The sequence below is a fragment of the Corynebacterium sp. c25Ua_89 genome, assembly GCF_047459735.1.
Lineage (GTDB): Bacteria > Actinomycetota > Actinomycetes > Mycobacteriales > Mycobacteriaceae > Corynebacterium > Corynebacterium simulans.
The window spans coordinates 226,381-241,804 of record NZ_JASBOD010000004.1; the positions used below are offsets into that span (position 1 = coordinate 226,381).

At 61.1% G+C, this 15,424-nt stretch carries 14 protein-coding genes; 10 read left to right on the plus strand and 4 right to left on the minus strand.

The genetic code is table 11. The features are described from left to right. The first annotated feature begins 122 nt into the window (after positions 1 to 122). Positions 123 to 2,843 (plus strand): ATP-dependent Clp protease ATP-binding subunit, encoded by a 2,721-nt coding sequence (locus QKB66_RS08275; protein ID WP_414253084.1) that lies wholly within the window; start codon positions 123 to 125, stop codon positions 2,841 to 2,843. A 107-nt stretch (positions 2,844 to 2,950) separates the two neighbouring features. On the opposite strand, the gene QKB66_RS08280 is transcribed toward QKB66_RS08275, so the two are convergent. Continuing rightward, positions 2,951 to 4,198: a lipase family protein gene (locus QKB66_RS08280; RefSeq protein ID WP_414253085.1), complete on the minus strand. Its 1,248-nt coding sequence runs from the start codon at positions 4,196 to 4,198 to the stop codon at positions 2,951 to 2,953. A 195-nt stretch (positions 4,199 to 4,393) separates the two neighbouring features. On the opposite strand from QKB66_RS08280, the gene QKB66_RS08285 reads away from it, so the two are divergent. Further along, entirely contained in the window at positions 4,394 to 4,564 is a 171-nt protein-coding gene (locus QKB66_RS08285; protein ID WP_005529875.1) for a DUF4236 domain-containing protein, read from the plus strand. A gap of 47 nt (positions 4,565 to 4,611) precedes the next feature. Next, the gene (locus tag QKB66_RS08290; RefSeq protein WP_061924672.1) at positions 4,612 to 5,880 is read left to right on the plus strand and encodes a threonine/serine ThrE exporter family protein; all 1,269 of its coding nucleotides are present in this window, start codon (positions 4,612 to 4,614) and stop codon (positions 5,878 to 5,880) included. A gap of 9 nt (positions 5,881 to 5,889) precedes the next feature. On the opposite strand, the gene QKB66_RS08295 is transcribed toward QKB66_RS08290, so the two are convergent. After that, entirely contained in the window at positions 5,890 to 6,753 is an 864-nt protein-coding gene (locus tag QKB66_RS08295; protein WP_414253086.1) for an A/G-specific adenine glycosylase, read from the minus strand. Positions 6,754 to 6,800: 47 nt separating this feature from the next. On the opposite strand from QKB66_RS08295, the gene QKB66_RS08300 reads away from it, so the two are divergent. Then, on the plus strand, positions 6,801 to 7,427 hold the full coding sequence (locus QKB66_RS08300; RefSeq protein WP_414253087.1) for a carbonic anhydrase: 627 nt from the start codon (positions 6,801 to 6,803) through the stop codon (positions 7,425 to 7,427). 71 nt (positions 7,428 to 7,498) lie between these two features. Then, complete coding sequence (locus tag QKB66_RS08305; RefSeq protein ID WP_414253088.1) at positions 7,499 to 8,236, plus strand: hypothetical protein; 738 nt, start codon at positions 7,499 to 7,501, stop codon at positions 8,234 to 8,236. Here the strand turns inward: QKB66_RS08305 and radA are convergent. Together radA and QKB66_RS08315 are read right to left on the minus strand one after the other, a co-directional pair. Next, positions 8,233 to 9,609 (minus strand): DNA repair protein RadA, encoded by a 1,377-nt coding sequence (radA, locus tag QKB66_RS08310; RefSeq protein WP_062043300.1) that lies wholly within the window; start codon positions 9,607 to 9,609, stop codon positions 8,233 to 8,235. The two genes, QKB66_RS08305 and radA, sit on opposite strands and share 4 nt — an antisense overlap. Before the next feature lie 106 nt (positions 9,610 to 9,715). Beyond that, positions 9,716 to 10,309 carry a hypothetical protein gene (locus QKB66_RS08315; protein ID WP_061924658.1) on the minus strand — a complete coding sequence of 198 codons (594 nt, stop codon included), beginning with the start codon at positions 10,307 to 10,309 and terminating at the stop codon, positions 9,716 to 9,718. Between the two features lie 219 nt (positions 10,310 to 10,528). On the opposite strand from QKB66_RS08315, the gene QKB66_RS08320 reads away from it, so the two are divergent. The 5 genes from QKB66_RS08320 to rlmB all read left to right on the plus strand — a co-directional run bounded on the left by QKB66_RS08320 (position 10,529) and on the right by rlmB (position 14,872). Beyond that, a complete protein-coding gene (locus QKB66_RS08320; RefSeq protein ID WP_248093098.1) occupies positions 10,529 to 11,113 on the plus strand; it encodes a CarD family transcriptional regulator in 585 nt (194 codons plus the stop codon). Further along, positions 11,085 to 11,774, plus strand: a complete 690-nt coding sequence (ispD, locus tag QKB66_RS08325) for a 2-C-methyl-D-erythritol 4-phosphate cytidylyltransferase (protein ID WP_414253089.1) — start codon at positions 11,085 to 11,087, stop codon at positions 11,772 to 11,774. Before QKB66_RS08320 ends, ispD begins: the two co-directional genes overlap by 29 nt. Beyond that, positions 11,771 to 12,253 carry a 2-C-methyl-D-erythritol 2,4-cyclodiphosphate synthase gene (ispF, locus tag QKB66_RS08330; RefSeq protein ID WP_086890719.1) on the plus strand — a complete coding sequence of 161 codons (483 nt, stop codon included), beginning with the start codon at positions 11,771 to 11,773 and terminating at the stop codon, positions 12,251 to 12,253. Before ispD ends, ispF begins: the two co-directional genes overlap by 4 nt. Before the next feature lie 228 nt (positions 12,254 to 12,481). Continuing rightward, positions 12,482 to 13,915 carry a cysteine--tRNA ligase gene (gene cysS / locus QKB66_RS08335; RefSeq protein WP_239240082.1) on the plus strand — a complete coding sequence of 478 codons (1,434 nt, stop codon included), beginning with the start codon at positions 12,482 to 12,484 and terminating at the stop codon, positions 13,913 to 13,915. Positions 13,916 to 13,924: 9 nt separating this feature from the next. Continuing rightward, positions 13,925 to 14,872: a 23S rRNA (guanosine(2251)-2'-O)-methyltransferase RlmB gene (gene rlmB, locus QKB66_RS08340; protein ID WP_248093102.1), complete on the plus strand. Its 948-nt coding sequence runs from the start codon at positions 13,925 to 13,927 to the stop codon at positions 14,870 to 14,872. Positions 14,873 to 15,424: the final 552 nt, after the last annotated feature.

Consider the following 15,424-nt stretch of genomic DNA (forward strand, 5'->3'; position numbering starts at 1 on the left):
GTGGTGTGAGCTGGGAAAATGGGGATATAGATGGGTGGGTTTAAAAAACGGCGAATTGCATGTCCAGTCAGCGCGTTAGAGTGGATGACACATTATTAGCGAAAGCATAGAGGTATAAGGCAATGTTCGAGAGGTTTACTGACCGTGCCCGCCGCGTCATCGTTTTGGCGCAGGAGGAAGCACGCATGCTCAACCACAACTACATCGGCACCGAGCACATCCTGCTCGGCCTCATCCATGAGGGTGAAGGCGTTGCCGCAAAGGCCCTCGAGTCCATGGGCATCTCGCTCGAGGACGTGCGCCGCGAGGTTGAGGAAATCATTGGCCACGGCTCCCAGCCGCACACCGGCCACATTCCGTTTACCCCACGCGCTAAGAAGGTCTTGGAGCTTTCCCTGCGCGAGGGCCTGCAGATGGGCCACAAGTACATCGGCACCGAGTTCCTCCTGCTCGGCCTCATCCGTGAGGGTGAAGGCGTTGCTGCGCAGGTGCTGATCAAGCTCGGCGCTGACCTGCCACGCGTGCGTCAGCAGGTTATCCAGCTGCTTTCTGGTTACGAGGGTGGCAATGGTGAAAATGACGGCCAGTCCCAGGGCGGTCCCGTCGGCGCTGGCGCCGGCGTTGGTTCTGGCGGCCGCACCGCGCCGTCGGGTTCCGGTGAGCGTTCCAACTCCCTGGTGCTGGACCAGTTCGGCCGTAACCTCACCCAGGCAGCCAAGGACGGCAAGCTTGACCCAGTTGTCGGCCGCGAGTCCGAGGTTGAGCGCATCATGCAGGTGCTTTCCCGCCGTACCAAGAACAACCCGGTCCTCATCGGTGAGCCGGGCGTTGGTAAGACCGCCGTCGTTGAGGGCCTGGCACTCGACATCGTCAATGGCAAGGTCCCAGAGACCCTGAAGGATAAGCAGCTTTACTCGCTGGACTTGGGTTCCCTCGTTGCAGGTTCCCGTTACCGCGGTGACTTTGAGGAACGCCTGAAGAAGGTCCTAAAGGAGATTAACCAGCGCGGTGACATCATCCTGTTCATCGATGAGATCCACACCCTCGTTGGTGCAGGTGCCGCAGAGGGTGCTATCGATGCTGCTTCGCTGCTAAAGCCAAAGCTGGCCCGTGGCGAGCTGCAGACCATCGGTGCAACCACGCTCGATGAGTACCGCAAACACATCGAGAAGGATGCCGCACTGGAGCGTCGCTTCCAGCCGGTCAAGGTGGACGAGCCATCCTTGGATGACACCATCCTGATTCTCAAGGGCCTGCGCGATAAATACGAGGCACACCACCGCGTCTCCTACACTGATGAAGCACTGAAGGCTGCGGCATCGTTGTCTGACCGCTACATCAATGACCGCTTCCTGCCGGACAAGGCAGTCGACCTCCTCGACGAGGCCGGCGCCCGCATGCGCATCAAGCGCATGACCGCGCCGGAAGGCCTGCGTGAGGTCGATGAGCGCATCGCCCAGGTGCGCAAGGAAAAGGAAACCGCCATCGATGCTCAAGACTTCGAGAAGGCAGCTGGCCTGCGTGACCAAGAGCGCAAGCTCGGTGAAGAGCGCGCGGAGAAGGAAAAGCAGTGGCGCTCTGGCGACCTTGAGGAGATCGCCGAGGTAGGCGAGGACCAAATCGCAGAGGTTCTGGCGCACTGGACCGGCATCCCTGTGCTCAAGCTGACGGAGAAGGAATCCTCCCGTCTGCTGCACATGGAAGAGGAGCTGCACAAGCGCATTATTGGCCAGGACGATGCCGTCAAGGCCGTCTCCCGTGCTATCCGCCGTACCCGTGCAGGCCTCAAGGACCCACGCCGTCCTTCCGGCTCCTTCATCTTCGCCGGCCCGTCCGGCGTTGGTAAGACGGAGCTTTCCAAGTCCCTGGCTAACTTCCTGTTCGGCTCTGATGATGACCTCATCCAGATCGACATGGGCGAGTTCCACGACCGCTTCACCGCGTCCCGACTCTTCGGTGCTCCTCCGGGATACGTCGGCTACGAAGAGGGCGGCCAGCTCACCGAGAAGGTTCGCCGCAAGCCATTCTCCGTGGTTCTCTTCGATGAGATCGAGAAGGCCCACAAGGAGATTTACAACACCTTGCTGCAGGTCCTCGAGGATGGCCGCCTGACCGACGGGCAGGGTCGCATCGTGGACTTCAAGAACACCGTTCTGATCTTCACCTCGAACCTGGGCACCCAGGACATTTCCAAGGCCGTGGGCTTGGGCTTCACCGGCTCCTCTGAGAACGACTCTGATGCGCAGTACGAGCGCATGAAGAACAAGGTCAACGATGAGCTGAAGAAGCACTTCCGCCCAGAGTTCCTGAACCGCATCGACGAGATCGTGGTCTTCCACCAGCTCACTCAGGAGCAGATCGTCGAGATGGTTGAGCTTCTCATCGGCCGCGTGGAGAAGCAGCTGGCTGAGCGCGACATGGGCATCGAGCTGACCCAGAAGGCAAAGGACCTGCTGGCAAAGCGCGGCTTCGACCCAGTCCTCGGTGCGCGCCCGCTGCGTCGCACCATCCAGCGCGAGATTGAGGATCAGCTCTCTGAGAAGATTCTCTTCGGCGAAATCGGCGCCGGTGAAATCATCACCGTTGACGTGGAGAACTGGGATGGTGAGTCCAAGGACAACTCCAAGGCCACCTTCACCTTCACGCCGCGTCCGCGCCCGTTGCCGGAGGGCACCTTTGAGGATGACCTCGCTGACGCTGAGGTGCGCGAGAACGAGGAAGAGACTACCGCTGTAGATTCCACCGACGCCCCGGATATCCTCTCCAGCGACGTCTTGCCAGAGTCCAATGATGACGACGGCGAGGGCAACCCACCAGCAGCTGGTGCTGGCCAGCCGCTCTAAGGCTCGCCGCTAACTGAAAAGCAAAGGGGCGCCTGCGTACAACATGAGTACGCAGGCGCTCCTTTCGTTTGCCTTCTTCTAGATTCGCTTAGTTTCTGCTCTCTGCTCTACTCTGCAGATTCTGCTTCGGTGCTTAGGGTCTCTTCGAGCCAATCGATTGCTGGTTCATATTGTCCGATAAAACCTGCGATGTGGCCGCCGGCAACGCGGGAGGAGAGTGCACCGCCGCGGTCTTCGAGGGTTTCTACTTCACCGCCGAGCTCTTGCCAGTCGGTGGCTAGCTGCATTGCTTGGGCGTGGTCCACGATGTCGTCGTTGGGTGCGCTGCCCACCAAAACCTTGCCGGCCGGGCGCAGGTTGCCGATGCGTTGTGCTTCCAGCACGGAGCGCACCCGCTCATCCGAGGTGATGAACTCACTCATCGAAACTCCAGTGTCGGTGAGCTCGGACAGATCCGTCATGGACCAGCGCATCGAGGAATCCACGATGCAGGAGCGGGAGTTTTCTTCCAACCAGTGCTTGCCCTTGGCATTGAAGTACTCATCGACCGCGGCGGAAAAATCCTGCGAACGGGCGCTAAATCCTTCAATGGCATAGGCCAAGTTCGGCCCAAGCCGTGGGGAACCGGCGAGCACCTTCACTAGGTCTGCCGGAGGAGCGCCCGCAAAGGTCGCACGCAGGTCTAGCTCCGGCGCATATTCCGGAACGAGCTCAGCCGCGGCGGCTGCGGCACCGCCGCCCTGGGAATAGCCAAAGAACGCGACGGGCCCAGATGCGGCGGCCCGTGCGGCGTCGATAAGCGCGTGCCCTTGCTCAAGGCGGTTGGCATAGGTGTGCACACCTGGGGTACCCAAACCAATGTAATCCGTGATGACCAGGCGCATTCCGCGGTCCAGGAACTTGGAATACAACGGGGATTCATAGTTGACGTTGATGGAAGAACCCAACAACGAGACCGGGCCTAAAAAGCCTTTGCTTCGCGAAGGCGCACAACTATCCGCCATTCCCCGGGTGCCCGGAGCCATCACCACCGTGGGAGCCTCACCCGGGCCTTCCCACTGCTCAGTCGGCTCCATGACGGTGCCCGAAACATAAGTGGGAGTGCCATCTTCAAGCCGGGAGGAATAAAGAATGCGTTCGACCCCGTGCGCTATGTTCTCGCGGCGCAGCACGGTGCCGGGCTCAGCATTGGCGACGCCCTCGGGTTCGTCTTCGTAGAAATCCGCCACGAGGGCGCTGCTGAGCGAGGAACCCGCCATAGAGGAGCCAGAACTCAGCGCAGCCTGAGCCGGCATGCTCGGTGCAAAGAGGAGCAAGCTGGTGACAGTAGGGGTAAGAAGGCGCAGGAAATTCACGGATTCCAGTCTACTGGCATGGGGGATTTTCTCCGGGCTGAGGCGTGCGGTTGCGGCTTTGCCGCCCTAGATGCCAAATCGTGGCCGAATCTGCGGGCGTTGGCCTGTCGATTTGGCATGTAGGCACATTGAGTAGGGCGCTAAGGCGCCGCAATGCGATAGCGCGCTGAGACCGCCGCGCTAAACTGTATAGCCATGGGCATTCAATACCGATCTCGTAAGAAAACCGGCAAGAATAGCTGGATCAACATCTCCGGCTCTGGGGCATCCATGTCCACCAAGGTTGGGCCGGTGACCTTCAACTCCCGCGGCGGCATGTGGATCAATCTGCCTGGCGGGCTGAACTTCCGGGGACGCTGGCGCTAAATTACAAGGCCGCAACCATGGAAGAACCTACGAGTGACTATGTCCGCATGGGCATTGAAGCCGACGTCGTGCTGCGCCTTGGCATGCTGCTTATGGGCGCCGGCACGTCGGGCTATCGTGCGCTGCGCGGAATGAAGCGCGCGGCCCGCGCTCTAGGTTTTTCCCGGTTGGACGCCAACGTAGGCGTTACCCAAATTACGTGCACCTTCCATAAGGGCCGAGCTTTTCGCACCGTGGTGGCGCAGCAGCATTCGCCAGCTGTCGACGCATCTCGTATCGAGGCCCTTGAGGATCTCACCCATAATCGCCTCTACGCCGGCATTACTGCGGAAGAACTCGATGCTTTCCTCGATGACATCGAGTCCCACGTGCGCAAGCGCTGGAATGGTTTTACCTTGGCCACTGCCGCGGGCGTGGCCTGCGCTTCCTTCTCAGTGCTTAACTATTTCCAGTCCTATGTTGTCTTCTTGGTCGCGCTCGCTGCCTTTTGCGGGCAGTTTGTCAGGTGGGCGCTGCATCATAAGCACGTGCACCAGATTGGCTGCATTGTGGCAGGTGGCGCCACGGCGAGCTTGGTCTACTTCCTGAGCACCGAGCTTTTGTCTATTGCTGGCTTAGCCAATCCCACAGACTTCTCCTCGGGCTATGTAGCCGCAGTACTTTTCCTGATTCCCGGCTTCCCGCTGTTTTCCGCGCTGATTGATTTGGCGCGCTTTGACTTTGACGCCGGCATGGCGCGGCTTAGCTACGCACTGACCGTCATCATCGCGGCTACCTTCACGGTGGCCATGGTCAGCTGGTTCACGGAACTTACCCCAATTGCGCCGCCACCTGTGCCCGATGCCAGCTGGTACGCAGCCGCCATCCTAGCTAGCTTCTTAGGCATCGCCGGCTTTGCCTTCCTGTTTAATTCCTCGCGGCGCATGGTGATTGCCGCCGCAATAGTCGGCACCGTAGCCAACATGGTGCGCTTGGGCATCCTAGAGCTGGGAGTGACCAGCTACTTCGCAGCTTTCGTGGGCGGCACGATCATCGGTCTGCTGGGCGGGCGCGTGGCGCGCACCATGCACCTGCCACGTATCACCACCACGGTTCCCGCCGCAGTCATCATGATTCCCGGCGCAGCGATGTTCCGCTCTGTCTATCACTTGAATGCCGGCAACATGGATCAAGCGTTGTCCAATCTCGCCACAGCCTCGATGGTTGTGCTCTCCATCGGCTGCGGCCTCATCTTCGCGCGCCTGCTTACTGATAAAGACTGGTCGCTGGGCCGGCTTATCGATTTCTCGCGCCAACCACACGATTCGCGCTACTAAAACGCCGCCTTAATGGGGCAGGTGGAAAAGGCCCTGGGAATCTTGCTCCGCGAGGCCGTCGTCAAGCAGCGAAGCCAACGCCCGCGAGCGTTGCGCCGCATCGGGCCACACCACATCGATTTTGCTCTTCGGCACTGGGGCATCGGCGCCGCGCAGGACATCCAGAATCAGCCCACGCACCTGGCGGTCGGTGCCTTGGAACTTCTGCACGCGTTTTTTGGCCCTAGAAAGCTCGGCCTCACTAGGCTGCGGGCAGCCCGCTAGCTGCCAGGCACAACCTTCGCGTAGCGGGCACCCTTCACAATTGGGGGCCTTTGCCGTGCAGACCAAAGCACCGAGTTCCATGAGCGCGGCTGAAAAGCGTGGACCATTTTCTGGCGGGAGGAGTTTTTCCACGGCGGAAAGTTCCTTCTTCGAAGGCTGCGGCTGCAGGAAGCGGCCGTCCACGGCGCGCGCGTAAACTCGGCGCACATTGGTATCAACGACCGGCACGTTGCGCTTGTAGTGGAAACAAGCCACCGCCCGCGCCGTGTAATCGCCGATGCCGGGCAGCTTCAGCAGCTTCTCGACGTCGCTTGGCACCGGCTTTTCACCTATGGCCTGCGCACACTCCCACAAGCGCAACGCGCGCCGGGGATAACCCAGCTTGCCCCACGCGCGCAGCACCTCCGCGCGGGAGGCCGCCGCGAAGTCGGCCGGGGTAGGCCACCGCTGCATCCATTCCTCCCACACCGGAGCCACACGTGCGACTGGAGTCTGTTGGCTCATGACCTCACTGAGCAGGACGCCCCACGCGGAGGTGCCGGGGCGGCGCCAGGGGAGGGGACGCTCGGCTGAATCAAACCAGTCCAAAAGAGCAGCGGTGTTAATCATCGGGAAACAGTGTAAGCCAGCCTGCGTTCAGGACTACAGTTGAATCCATGCCACTTTCAAAAGTCCCGAAAGATCCCCAAAAAGTTTGGGAAGCCCTACAAGCTGGAAACGAGCGCCTGGTCAGTGGAAACGCTATCTCCGTCAACACTGAGTCGCGCCTCCGCGCCCGGCTAACCCGGGGCCAAGACCCGCGCGTCATCGTGCTGGCATGCTCCGATTCGCGCGCCCCGATTGAGCACGTATTTAACATCGGTTTCGGCGATGCCTTCGTCATTCGTACCGCCGGGCATATCCTGGACAACGCGGTGCTCGCCTCGCTGGACTATGCCTTGGAGAATCTAAACGCCAACCTTCTCGTGGTGATGGGCCACCAGTCCTGCGGTGCGGTGAGCGCGGCCTCGGCGTTCCTGAACGGCGAGATCAACCTGCCGACCGGGCTGCAGCGACCCATCATTGAGAAGGTCGCGGCTTCGGCGCTGCAGGCCAAGCGACAGGGCCGTGAGACTAGGCCCGATTTCGAGCGCGAGAACACGGCCCAAACGGTCTCTCAGATCATCGCTGATGTGCCGGCGGCGCGGCGGCTTCTCGACGCCGGCACGCTCGGCGTTGTCGGCCTGCGCTACCTGCTGGAAGATTCCAGCGTGGAAACGGTGGTGCGCCACGGCGTGGACTAGGGCCATTTAGGCCTAGACACGCGGCGAGGGCTGGTGCAAGTTTGTCTGTGTCACCCCTTAAAATCGGAAGCGTGACTGATAACCGACGCAAACCCCTGCCCCAAGAGATCTACATGCGCCGCCGCGTTGCTGCGCTGATTGGACTTTTGGTGCTCGTCGGGCTGCTCATCTGGGCAGCGACCAGCATGTTCGGCGGCTCCGATGAGTCGGTGCCTACCGCTGCTACCAGCGCCCGCGGCTCGGAGGCTGCGCCGGAGACCAGCAAGACGAGCGCTGCTCCAACTAGTGACGCGGCATCGAGCAGCGCAAGCGCCGCGCCGAGCGGTGCGGAAAGCAGCGCCGACAGCAGCGCTGCAAACCCAAGCGAGTCCTCGCCCTATCCGGCGCCTAGCGCGGGTGCGGAGCCGGCTAAGAATACCTGCGCCTTGGAGGACTTGGAGATCGTAGGTACTGTCAGCCAACCTAGCTACAGTGAGGGCGAGTACCCAACCTTCTTCATGGAAGTCAAGAATCCTACCGCCGCTGATTGCGTGATTGACCTAGATAAGGACATCCTGCGCTTTGAGGTCTATGACCTTTCCACCAATGAGAAGAAGTGGGCTGATACTGACTGCTTCCCGCCGGTGGATACTGGTGAGGTCACCTTCGAGCCAGGCAAGCAGCGCACCTTCCAGGCTGATTGGTCCCGTAAAATGTCCCAGCCAAACCAGTGCAATGACCGTGCACCGGCCCCGGTGGGTGGCTACTTCATGCACGCAGTTATTGGTAACCACGCCTCGAAGGCAGAGACCTTCAACCTCGATAGCTAGCGCAAAAGGGCGATGGCCTCGCCCAAAGTTCCAGCTTGCAGCACCCGTATCCCGGCGGCATCCACCTTGCCCGCCGGGACGATTGCGTTTTCATAGCCCAAGCGCGCGGCCTCGCTCAAGCGGCGATCCAGGTTGGGCACGCGGCGCAGCTCGCCAGCCAGGCCCACCTCACCGATGACCACCGTCTTGGGCGGTAGCGGCTTTTCATGCAAGGAGGACCAGGTGGCAAGCGCTACGGCAAGATCCGTGGCGGTCTCCTGGATGCGCACGCCGCCCACGGTGGCGACGTAGGCGTCTTTGTCATTAGTGCGCTCTCCTGCGCGTGCCTGCAGAACCGCCAGCACCATGGGCACGCGGTTGGAGTCCAATCCCGTGACCACGCGGCGCGGGTTCTTTGCCACTGGATCCACGGTGAGCGCCTGAACCTCCGCGAGCATGGGGCGTACACCGTCCATGGCAACGGTGACCGCGGAGCCATCCGGCGTGCTCCCGCGGTGGGAGAGGAAGAGCCCAGAAGGATCTGCTACCTCGCGAATGCCGCCGGAAGTCTGCTCGAAACATCCCACTTCATCGGTGGCGCCGAAGCGGTTCTTGATGCCGCGCAGCATGCGTAGGCTGGACTGCCTGTCACCCTCGAAGTTCAACACCACGTCAACCAAGTGCTCGAGTACGCGGGGACCTGCAACGTTGCCGTCCTTGGTCACGTGACCCACAAGCAGCACCGGAATGCCGGTGGACTTTGCCAGGGTGGTTAGCGCCGCAGTGACCGCGCGTGACTGGGCCACGCCGCCCGCTACGCCCTCGACGCCTGCCGCGTGCATGGTCTGTACAGAGTCCACGATGATAAGGCTGGGCTTGAGTTGTTCAACGTGGCCGAAGACTACGTCCAAGTTAGACTCGGCGGCTAGGTAGAGGGTCTCGTGGAGCGCGTCAGTACGCTCGGCACGCGCCCTTACCTGGCCCGCTGACTCCTCTGCGGTGACATATAGCGCCGTGCGTTCGAGCTGCGCCCACCTTGAAGCCACCTCCAGCAGCAACGTTGACTTACCAACGCCGGGCTCGCCGGCCATGAGTACAACCGAGCCTGGAACGATGCCTTTGCCCAAAACACGGTCTAACTCGCCGATACCCGTGTTGATGGTTTTAGTAGCACTCGCCCCAATCTTGGTGATGGGTTGCGCCGGGCTGGAAGGCGTTAGACCCTTGACCATCTGCCCGGTCACCGCAGCCGAGGCAGCCGTGCCCTCAGAAGCAGCCGGGGCGGATTCCTGCAGTGTTCCCCACGAGCCGCAATCTGGGCAGCGGCCTAGCCACTTCGGAGAGACGTAGCCACACTCGGAACAGGTGTGGATTGGACGCGATTTCTTAGCCATGCCAGTAACTCTAAAACACCCGCCGGACACGAGCGCCAACGAGAAACCCCGCACTTAGAAGTGCGGGGTCGAAGGGTTAATTAAAGGGCTTATTTCACCCGGAGGCTTAGTGGTGAGATGCCTCAGGGGACTCGGTGGTAAAGCCCTCGGTGGACTCAACGTCGCGGTTGTACTCACCGGACTTCAGCGGGGAAGCGGCAACAGCTGCGTCCACCTCGATGGTGCCGTTGTTGAAGGTGAAGGTAACCGGGCGGGAGCCGGCGTAGCCAAAGTCCTCATTCTCGAGGGAGGTCTCGACGTACTGAACGTTCTTGTTCTTCTTGTCCTTCTTCAGCTCTTCCAGGTTCTTGGCGGAATCAGCGATGATGGACTGGTCACGGGCCATCGGCTTCGTGGAGCCCAACTCTACGTCCTGGCCATCGACGGAAACGGACTCCAGGGTGACGTCAGAAACGTCGTAGCCCTGGTTGACGGCAACGAACTTCAGGGAAGTCTCACCGGAATCCGGCTCAACCTGGATTGTGACGTCGCGGACTGCGACAGCGCCGTCCTCGGTAGCAGCGGAGGAACCATCGACAGCCGCAACCTTCTGGGAAGTTTGAGTGATGTGGCCTGCCGAGCAGGAAGCCAGAGCCAGCGCAGACAGGGCGGTTACGGAAATGATGGCACCGCGACGAGCGGCGGTCTTCAAGGGCTGCACTTTGAGGGTCCTCCATAGATTGCGATCACAAAGCTTATCAACGCTTTAGCCTAGTACCTTTCCGCCCCAAGTACACAGTTTCCTCTAAACCCGTTGGGTAGGTGGCGGGGTAATACGGGGGTAGACCATGGGCGTCGACAAGCGCAAAAGCTCTACGTGCTAAACTAGTTGCCCTGTATGCGTGCCGCGCGAGGCACGAACATTAAACAAGGAGTGGGAATGGAATTTAAGGTCGGAGAGGTCGTCGTCTACCCGCACCACGGTGCTGCCAGGATTACTGACATTGAGCAGCGTGAGATGGGCGGCGAGACCCTGGAGTTCCTCGTCCTCCAGATCAACCAGTCTGACCTTGTGGTTCGAGTGCCTTCGAAGAACGCCGAGGCCGTCGGTGTGCGTGACGTCGTGGGCAAGGAAGGCCTCGAGCGCGTCTTCTCCGTTTTGCGTGAGCTCGACGTGGAAGAGGCCGGCAACTGGTCCCGCCGTTACAAGGCAAACCAGGAGCGCCTAGCCTCTGGTGACATCAACAAGGTCGCGGAGGTGGTTCGTGACCTGTGGCGCCGTGACCAGGATCGCGGCCTGTCTGCTGGTGAGAAGCGCATGCTTACCAAGGCTCGCCAGATTCTCGTGGGCGAGCTCGCGCTGGCTTCCCCGGTCGATGAAAAGAAGGCCGACACCATGATGGAAGAAATCGATGCCACCATCGAGCGCCACCGCGCTGCCGGCATCGTGGAGGACAAGTCCATCACCACCGATATCGACAACGACATCGATCTCGATGACCTCTCCTTCGACGACGAAGACTAAGGTCTACGGCCTCATCGCGGCCGCAGGCATGGGCACCCGCTTGGGCGCCGAATTGCCGAAGGCTTATGTTGAGCTGGAAGGCCGCACTTTGCTGGAGTGTTCTGCGGCGGCAATGGGGGAGGTCTGTGACGAATTGGTCGTCACCGTCAGCCCCGAGATGGAAGAGCACGCACGCGCCCTGCTGCCCGGCGCTCACTTGGTCCACGGCGGCGGCGAGCGCGCTGACTCCGTATGGGCTGGCCTCCAGCACATCCCCGACGATGCCATCGTCCTCATTCACGACGCCGCCCGCGCGCTGACCCCGCCCGAGATGATCGCACGCGTTGCCGACGCCGTGCGCAGCGCCCCCGCGGTTATCCCGGTGTTGCCGGTCGCGGACACCATCAAGGTCGTCGACGAGCACCGCGTCGTATCCACCCCGGACCGTTCAAAGCTGCGCGCGGTCCAAACCCCGCAGGGCTTCCGCGTGGCTAAGCTGCGCGAAGCGAACGAAGCCTACTTCTCAGGCCAGCAAGAATTCGTGGCCACTGACGATGCCAGCCTCATGGAATGGTTTGGCGTCCCCGTCACGACCGTCGAGGGCGACCCACTAGCTTTCAAAATCACCACGCCCATCGATCTCACGCTGGCCACGGCGATTTTAAACAAGGAGCTCTCATGACCCAGCCCATCATCCCGCGCGTAGGCATTGCCACCGACGCCCACCAGATTGAGGAAGGCAAGCCCTGCTGGATTGCTGGGCTGCTTTTCGACGACGCCGATGGCTGCGAGGGCCACTCCGACGGCGACGTGGTCAGCCACGCGCTTGTCGATGCCCTCTTGTCCGCCTCCAACCTCGGTGACTTGGGCTCGTTCGTGGGTGTGGGGCGCAAAGAATACGACAACGTTTCGGGCGAGCGCCTGCTGCGCGAGTGCCGTGAACTGCTTGAAGAAAATGGCTTCGTGATTGGTAACGCCGCAGCTCAGCTGGTGGGACAAACCCCGAAGATGGGCCCGCGCCGTGAAGAGGCCGAGCGCGTGCTCAGTGAAATTTTAGGCGCTCCCGTTTCCGTCTCCGCTACCACCACCGACCACCTGGGCTTCACCGGCCGCTCCGAAGGCCGCGCCGCGGTGGCGACGGCGGTGGTCTGGAAACAGTAATTCCCGGGTCGCCCCAGCGTGCTCCCGCGCCGCAGTCTCTCCCTTTGGCAAATACCCAGCCCTGGAAATGCAGCTTCCTGGTGAAAAGTGCGGCGTCGGAAAGCGTGAGCGAAAGCGAACAGGAGGTCTTGGTTTCTAGGGCTGGGGAACTGCCGGGAAAGGCGCGCGTGGAAGGCGCATCGCTGTGACTTAAAGCAACCGCAAACAGCCAAGCGCCCATAGCCTAGAATGGTCAGGGTGAGTAACCTACGCATTTATGACACCGCCACCCGTAGCCAACGCGATTTCGTGCCCGTTAAAGAGGGCCACGCCTCGATTTACTTGTGTGGTGCCACCCCGCAGGCACAGCCGCACATCGGCCACCTGCGCTCCGGCGTAGCTTTTGACATTCTGCGCCGCTGGCTCATGGCGCAGGGCCTGGACGTCGCCTTCGTGCGCAACGTCACCGACATCGATGACAAGATTCTCACCAAGGCCGCCGATAATGGCCGTCCCTGGTGGGAGTGGGTTTCCACCTACGAGCGCGAGTTCACCAAGGCCTACAACACCCTGGGCGTCCTGCCGCCATCGGTAGAGCCACGCGCCACGGGATTCGTTACCCAGATGGTGGACTACATGCAGCGGCTTATCGACGCCGGCTTTGCCTACGCGGTATCTGACGATACCGCGGGGGCAGACGGAGCAGGTTCCGTCTACTTCGACGTCCAAGCCTGGGTCGCGGCCGAGGGATCTGACTACGGCTCCCTGTCCGGCAACCGGGTCGAGGAGATGGAGCAGGGCGAAGACCCAGAGGCTCTCAAGCGCGGAAAGCGCGGGCCGCAGGACTTCGCGCTGTGGAAGGCCGCCAAACCCGGCGAGCCTTCTTGGCCTACCCCGTGGGGCCGTGGACGCCCCGGCTGGCATTTGGAGTGCTCGGCTATGTCCACCTACTACTTGGGCGGCGAGTTCGACATTCACTGCGGTGGCCTCGACCTGCAGTTCCCGCACCACGAGAACGAGGTCGCGCAGTCCCATGCCGCCGGCGATAAGTTTGCCAATTACTGGATGCACAACCACTGGGTGACCATGGCCGGCGAGAAGATGTCCAAGTCCTTGGGCAATGTCTTGTCGGTTCCCAACATGCTGGAGCTCGTCCGCCCGGTCGAGCTGCGCTACTACCTGGGCTCCGCGCACTACCGCTCCGTGCTGGAATACTCTGAGGCGGCTCTCACCGAGGCCGCTGCCGGCTACCGCCGCATCGAGGACTTCGTGAACAAGTTCGACGACCTCGTTGTAGGAGACTGGACCCCGGCCTTCGAGGACGCCATGAACGACGATATCGCCGTTCCGAAGGCACTGGCTGAGATTCACACCAACGTGCGCGCAGGCAACAAGGCCCTGGGCGCTGGCGATGAGGCTCAGGCACGGCAAATTGCCGAATCGGTTCGTGCTATGGCCGCAGTGCTGGGCTTTGATCCTTTGGCTGAACAGTGGAAAGATGGGGCGTCGACAAGCACTGCGGATACAGCGCTGGACGCACTCGTCCAAGCAGAACTGGAGCGCCGCACTCAAGCCCGCGCGGAGAAGGACTGGGCCACTGCGGACGCCGTCCGCGACCGCCTCGCCGCAGCTGGCATCACCATCACTGACACTGCCGACGGCCCCACCTGGTCGCTGGCCTAAGGAGAATTCATGGCACGTACGCACGGCCGCGGCGGCGCGGGCATCCGCAAGACAAACAAGAAGGGCGCCACTAAGGGCAGTGGTGGCCAGGTAAAGAAGGGCCTTGAGGGCAAGGGTCCAACGCCTAAGGCAGAGGATCGCGTCTACCACGCGAAGCACAAGGCCAAGCTGGAGCGCGAGCGCCGCAACTCGGGCCGCCACCAGAAGGAGACGGCGGAGATGGTCGTCGGCCGTAACCCGGTTGTCGAGTGTCTGCACGCGAAGGTGCCTGCTACCTCGCTGTACATCGTGCAGGGCACCCGCAACGATGCGCGCCTGTCGGAGGCCGTGGCCATTGCGAATTCCCGCAACATTCCTATCCTTGAGATTCAGCGTCACGAGATGGATCGCATGACCGGCAACGGTTTGCACCAGGGCATTGGCCTGCAGATTCCGCCTTATAAGTACGCGGACTTCCATGACCTGATGGACCGCGCGAAGGACGCTGGCGAGCCGGGCATGTTTGTCATTCTGGATAACATCACCGACCCGCGTAACTTGGGCGCGGTTATCCGCTCCGTTGCGGCGTTCGGCGGCCACGGCGTCATCATTCCGGAGCGTCGCTCCGCGTCGGTGACTGCAGTGGCGTGGCGTACTTCCGCGGGTACCGCAGCACGCTTGCCCGTCGCGCGCGTGACCAACGTGACCCGCACCGTGCAGGAATTCCAGAAAGCCGGCTACCAGGTCGTTGGCCTAGACGCCGGCGGCGAGCACACGCTCGACACCTACACGGGTGGCAAGGATCCCGTGGTCATCGTCATCGGCTCTGAAGGAAAGGGCATCTCCCGCTTGGTCCGCGAGAACTGCGATGTCATCATGTCCATCCCGATGACCGCCTGGGTTGAGTCCTTAAACGCATCCGTTGCTGCGGGTGCAGTGCTTTCGGAGTTTGCTCGGCAGCGTCGCGCTGCGAAGTAACACGTAAATTGGAAGGCGTCGCGTTGTGCGGCGCCTTTTTGCTGTTTTACTCGGCCTGGTTTTAGCTTTTGGGCAGGGCTAAGTAGCAAAATGTGTGTCCGCTACGGCGTGTCGTGGGTACGTATCTCCAGGTATAAAGCCTCCTAGGGGCTACGTGGCTTCCATCATTGTGAGCACAAGGTGTGCGCCTCGGACATCGCACATACCAGTTTGTGTGCGCCTCGTTTGAGGCGTCGTAGAGGGCCGGTATGAAGCCTTTAAGCGTTCTACCTGCAATGCGCTGCAGGTAGCTAATCTAAACCGTTGCATTCCGCTCTGATGAACCCCCGCGACAATGAAGTTGTATTCACGGCTTCTAAGAGTCGGATGCTGTGGACTACCACAGACTCACATCGAAAGCGGTATTTCGCTATCTAACCTGGCTTATTTCGTATTCGATGAAACAAACCAAGCATTTATATATTCTGGCCAGCACCAATGCTTGGAATCAGACACACTTTTTGCTACTTAGCCCTTTGGGCAAATACCCAGGCCTGGAAAACCAGACCTCCT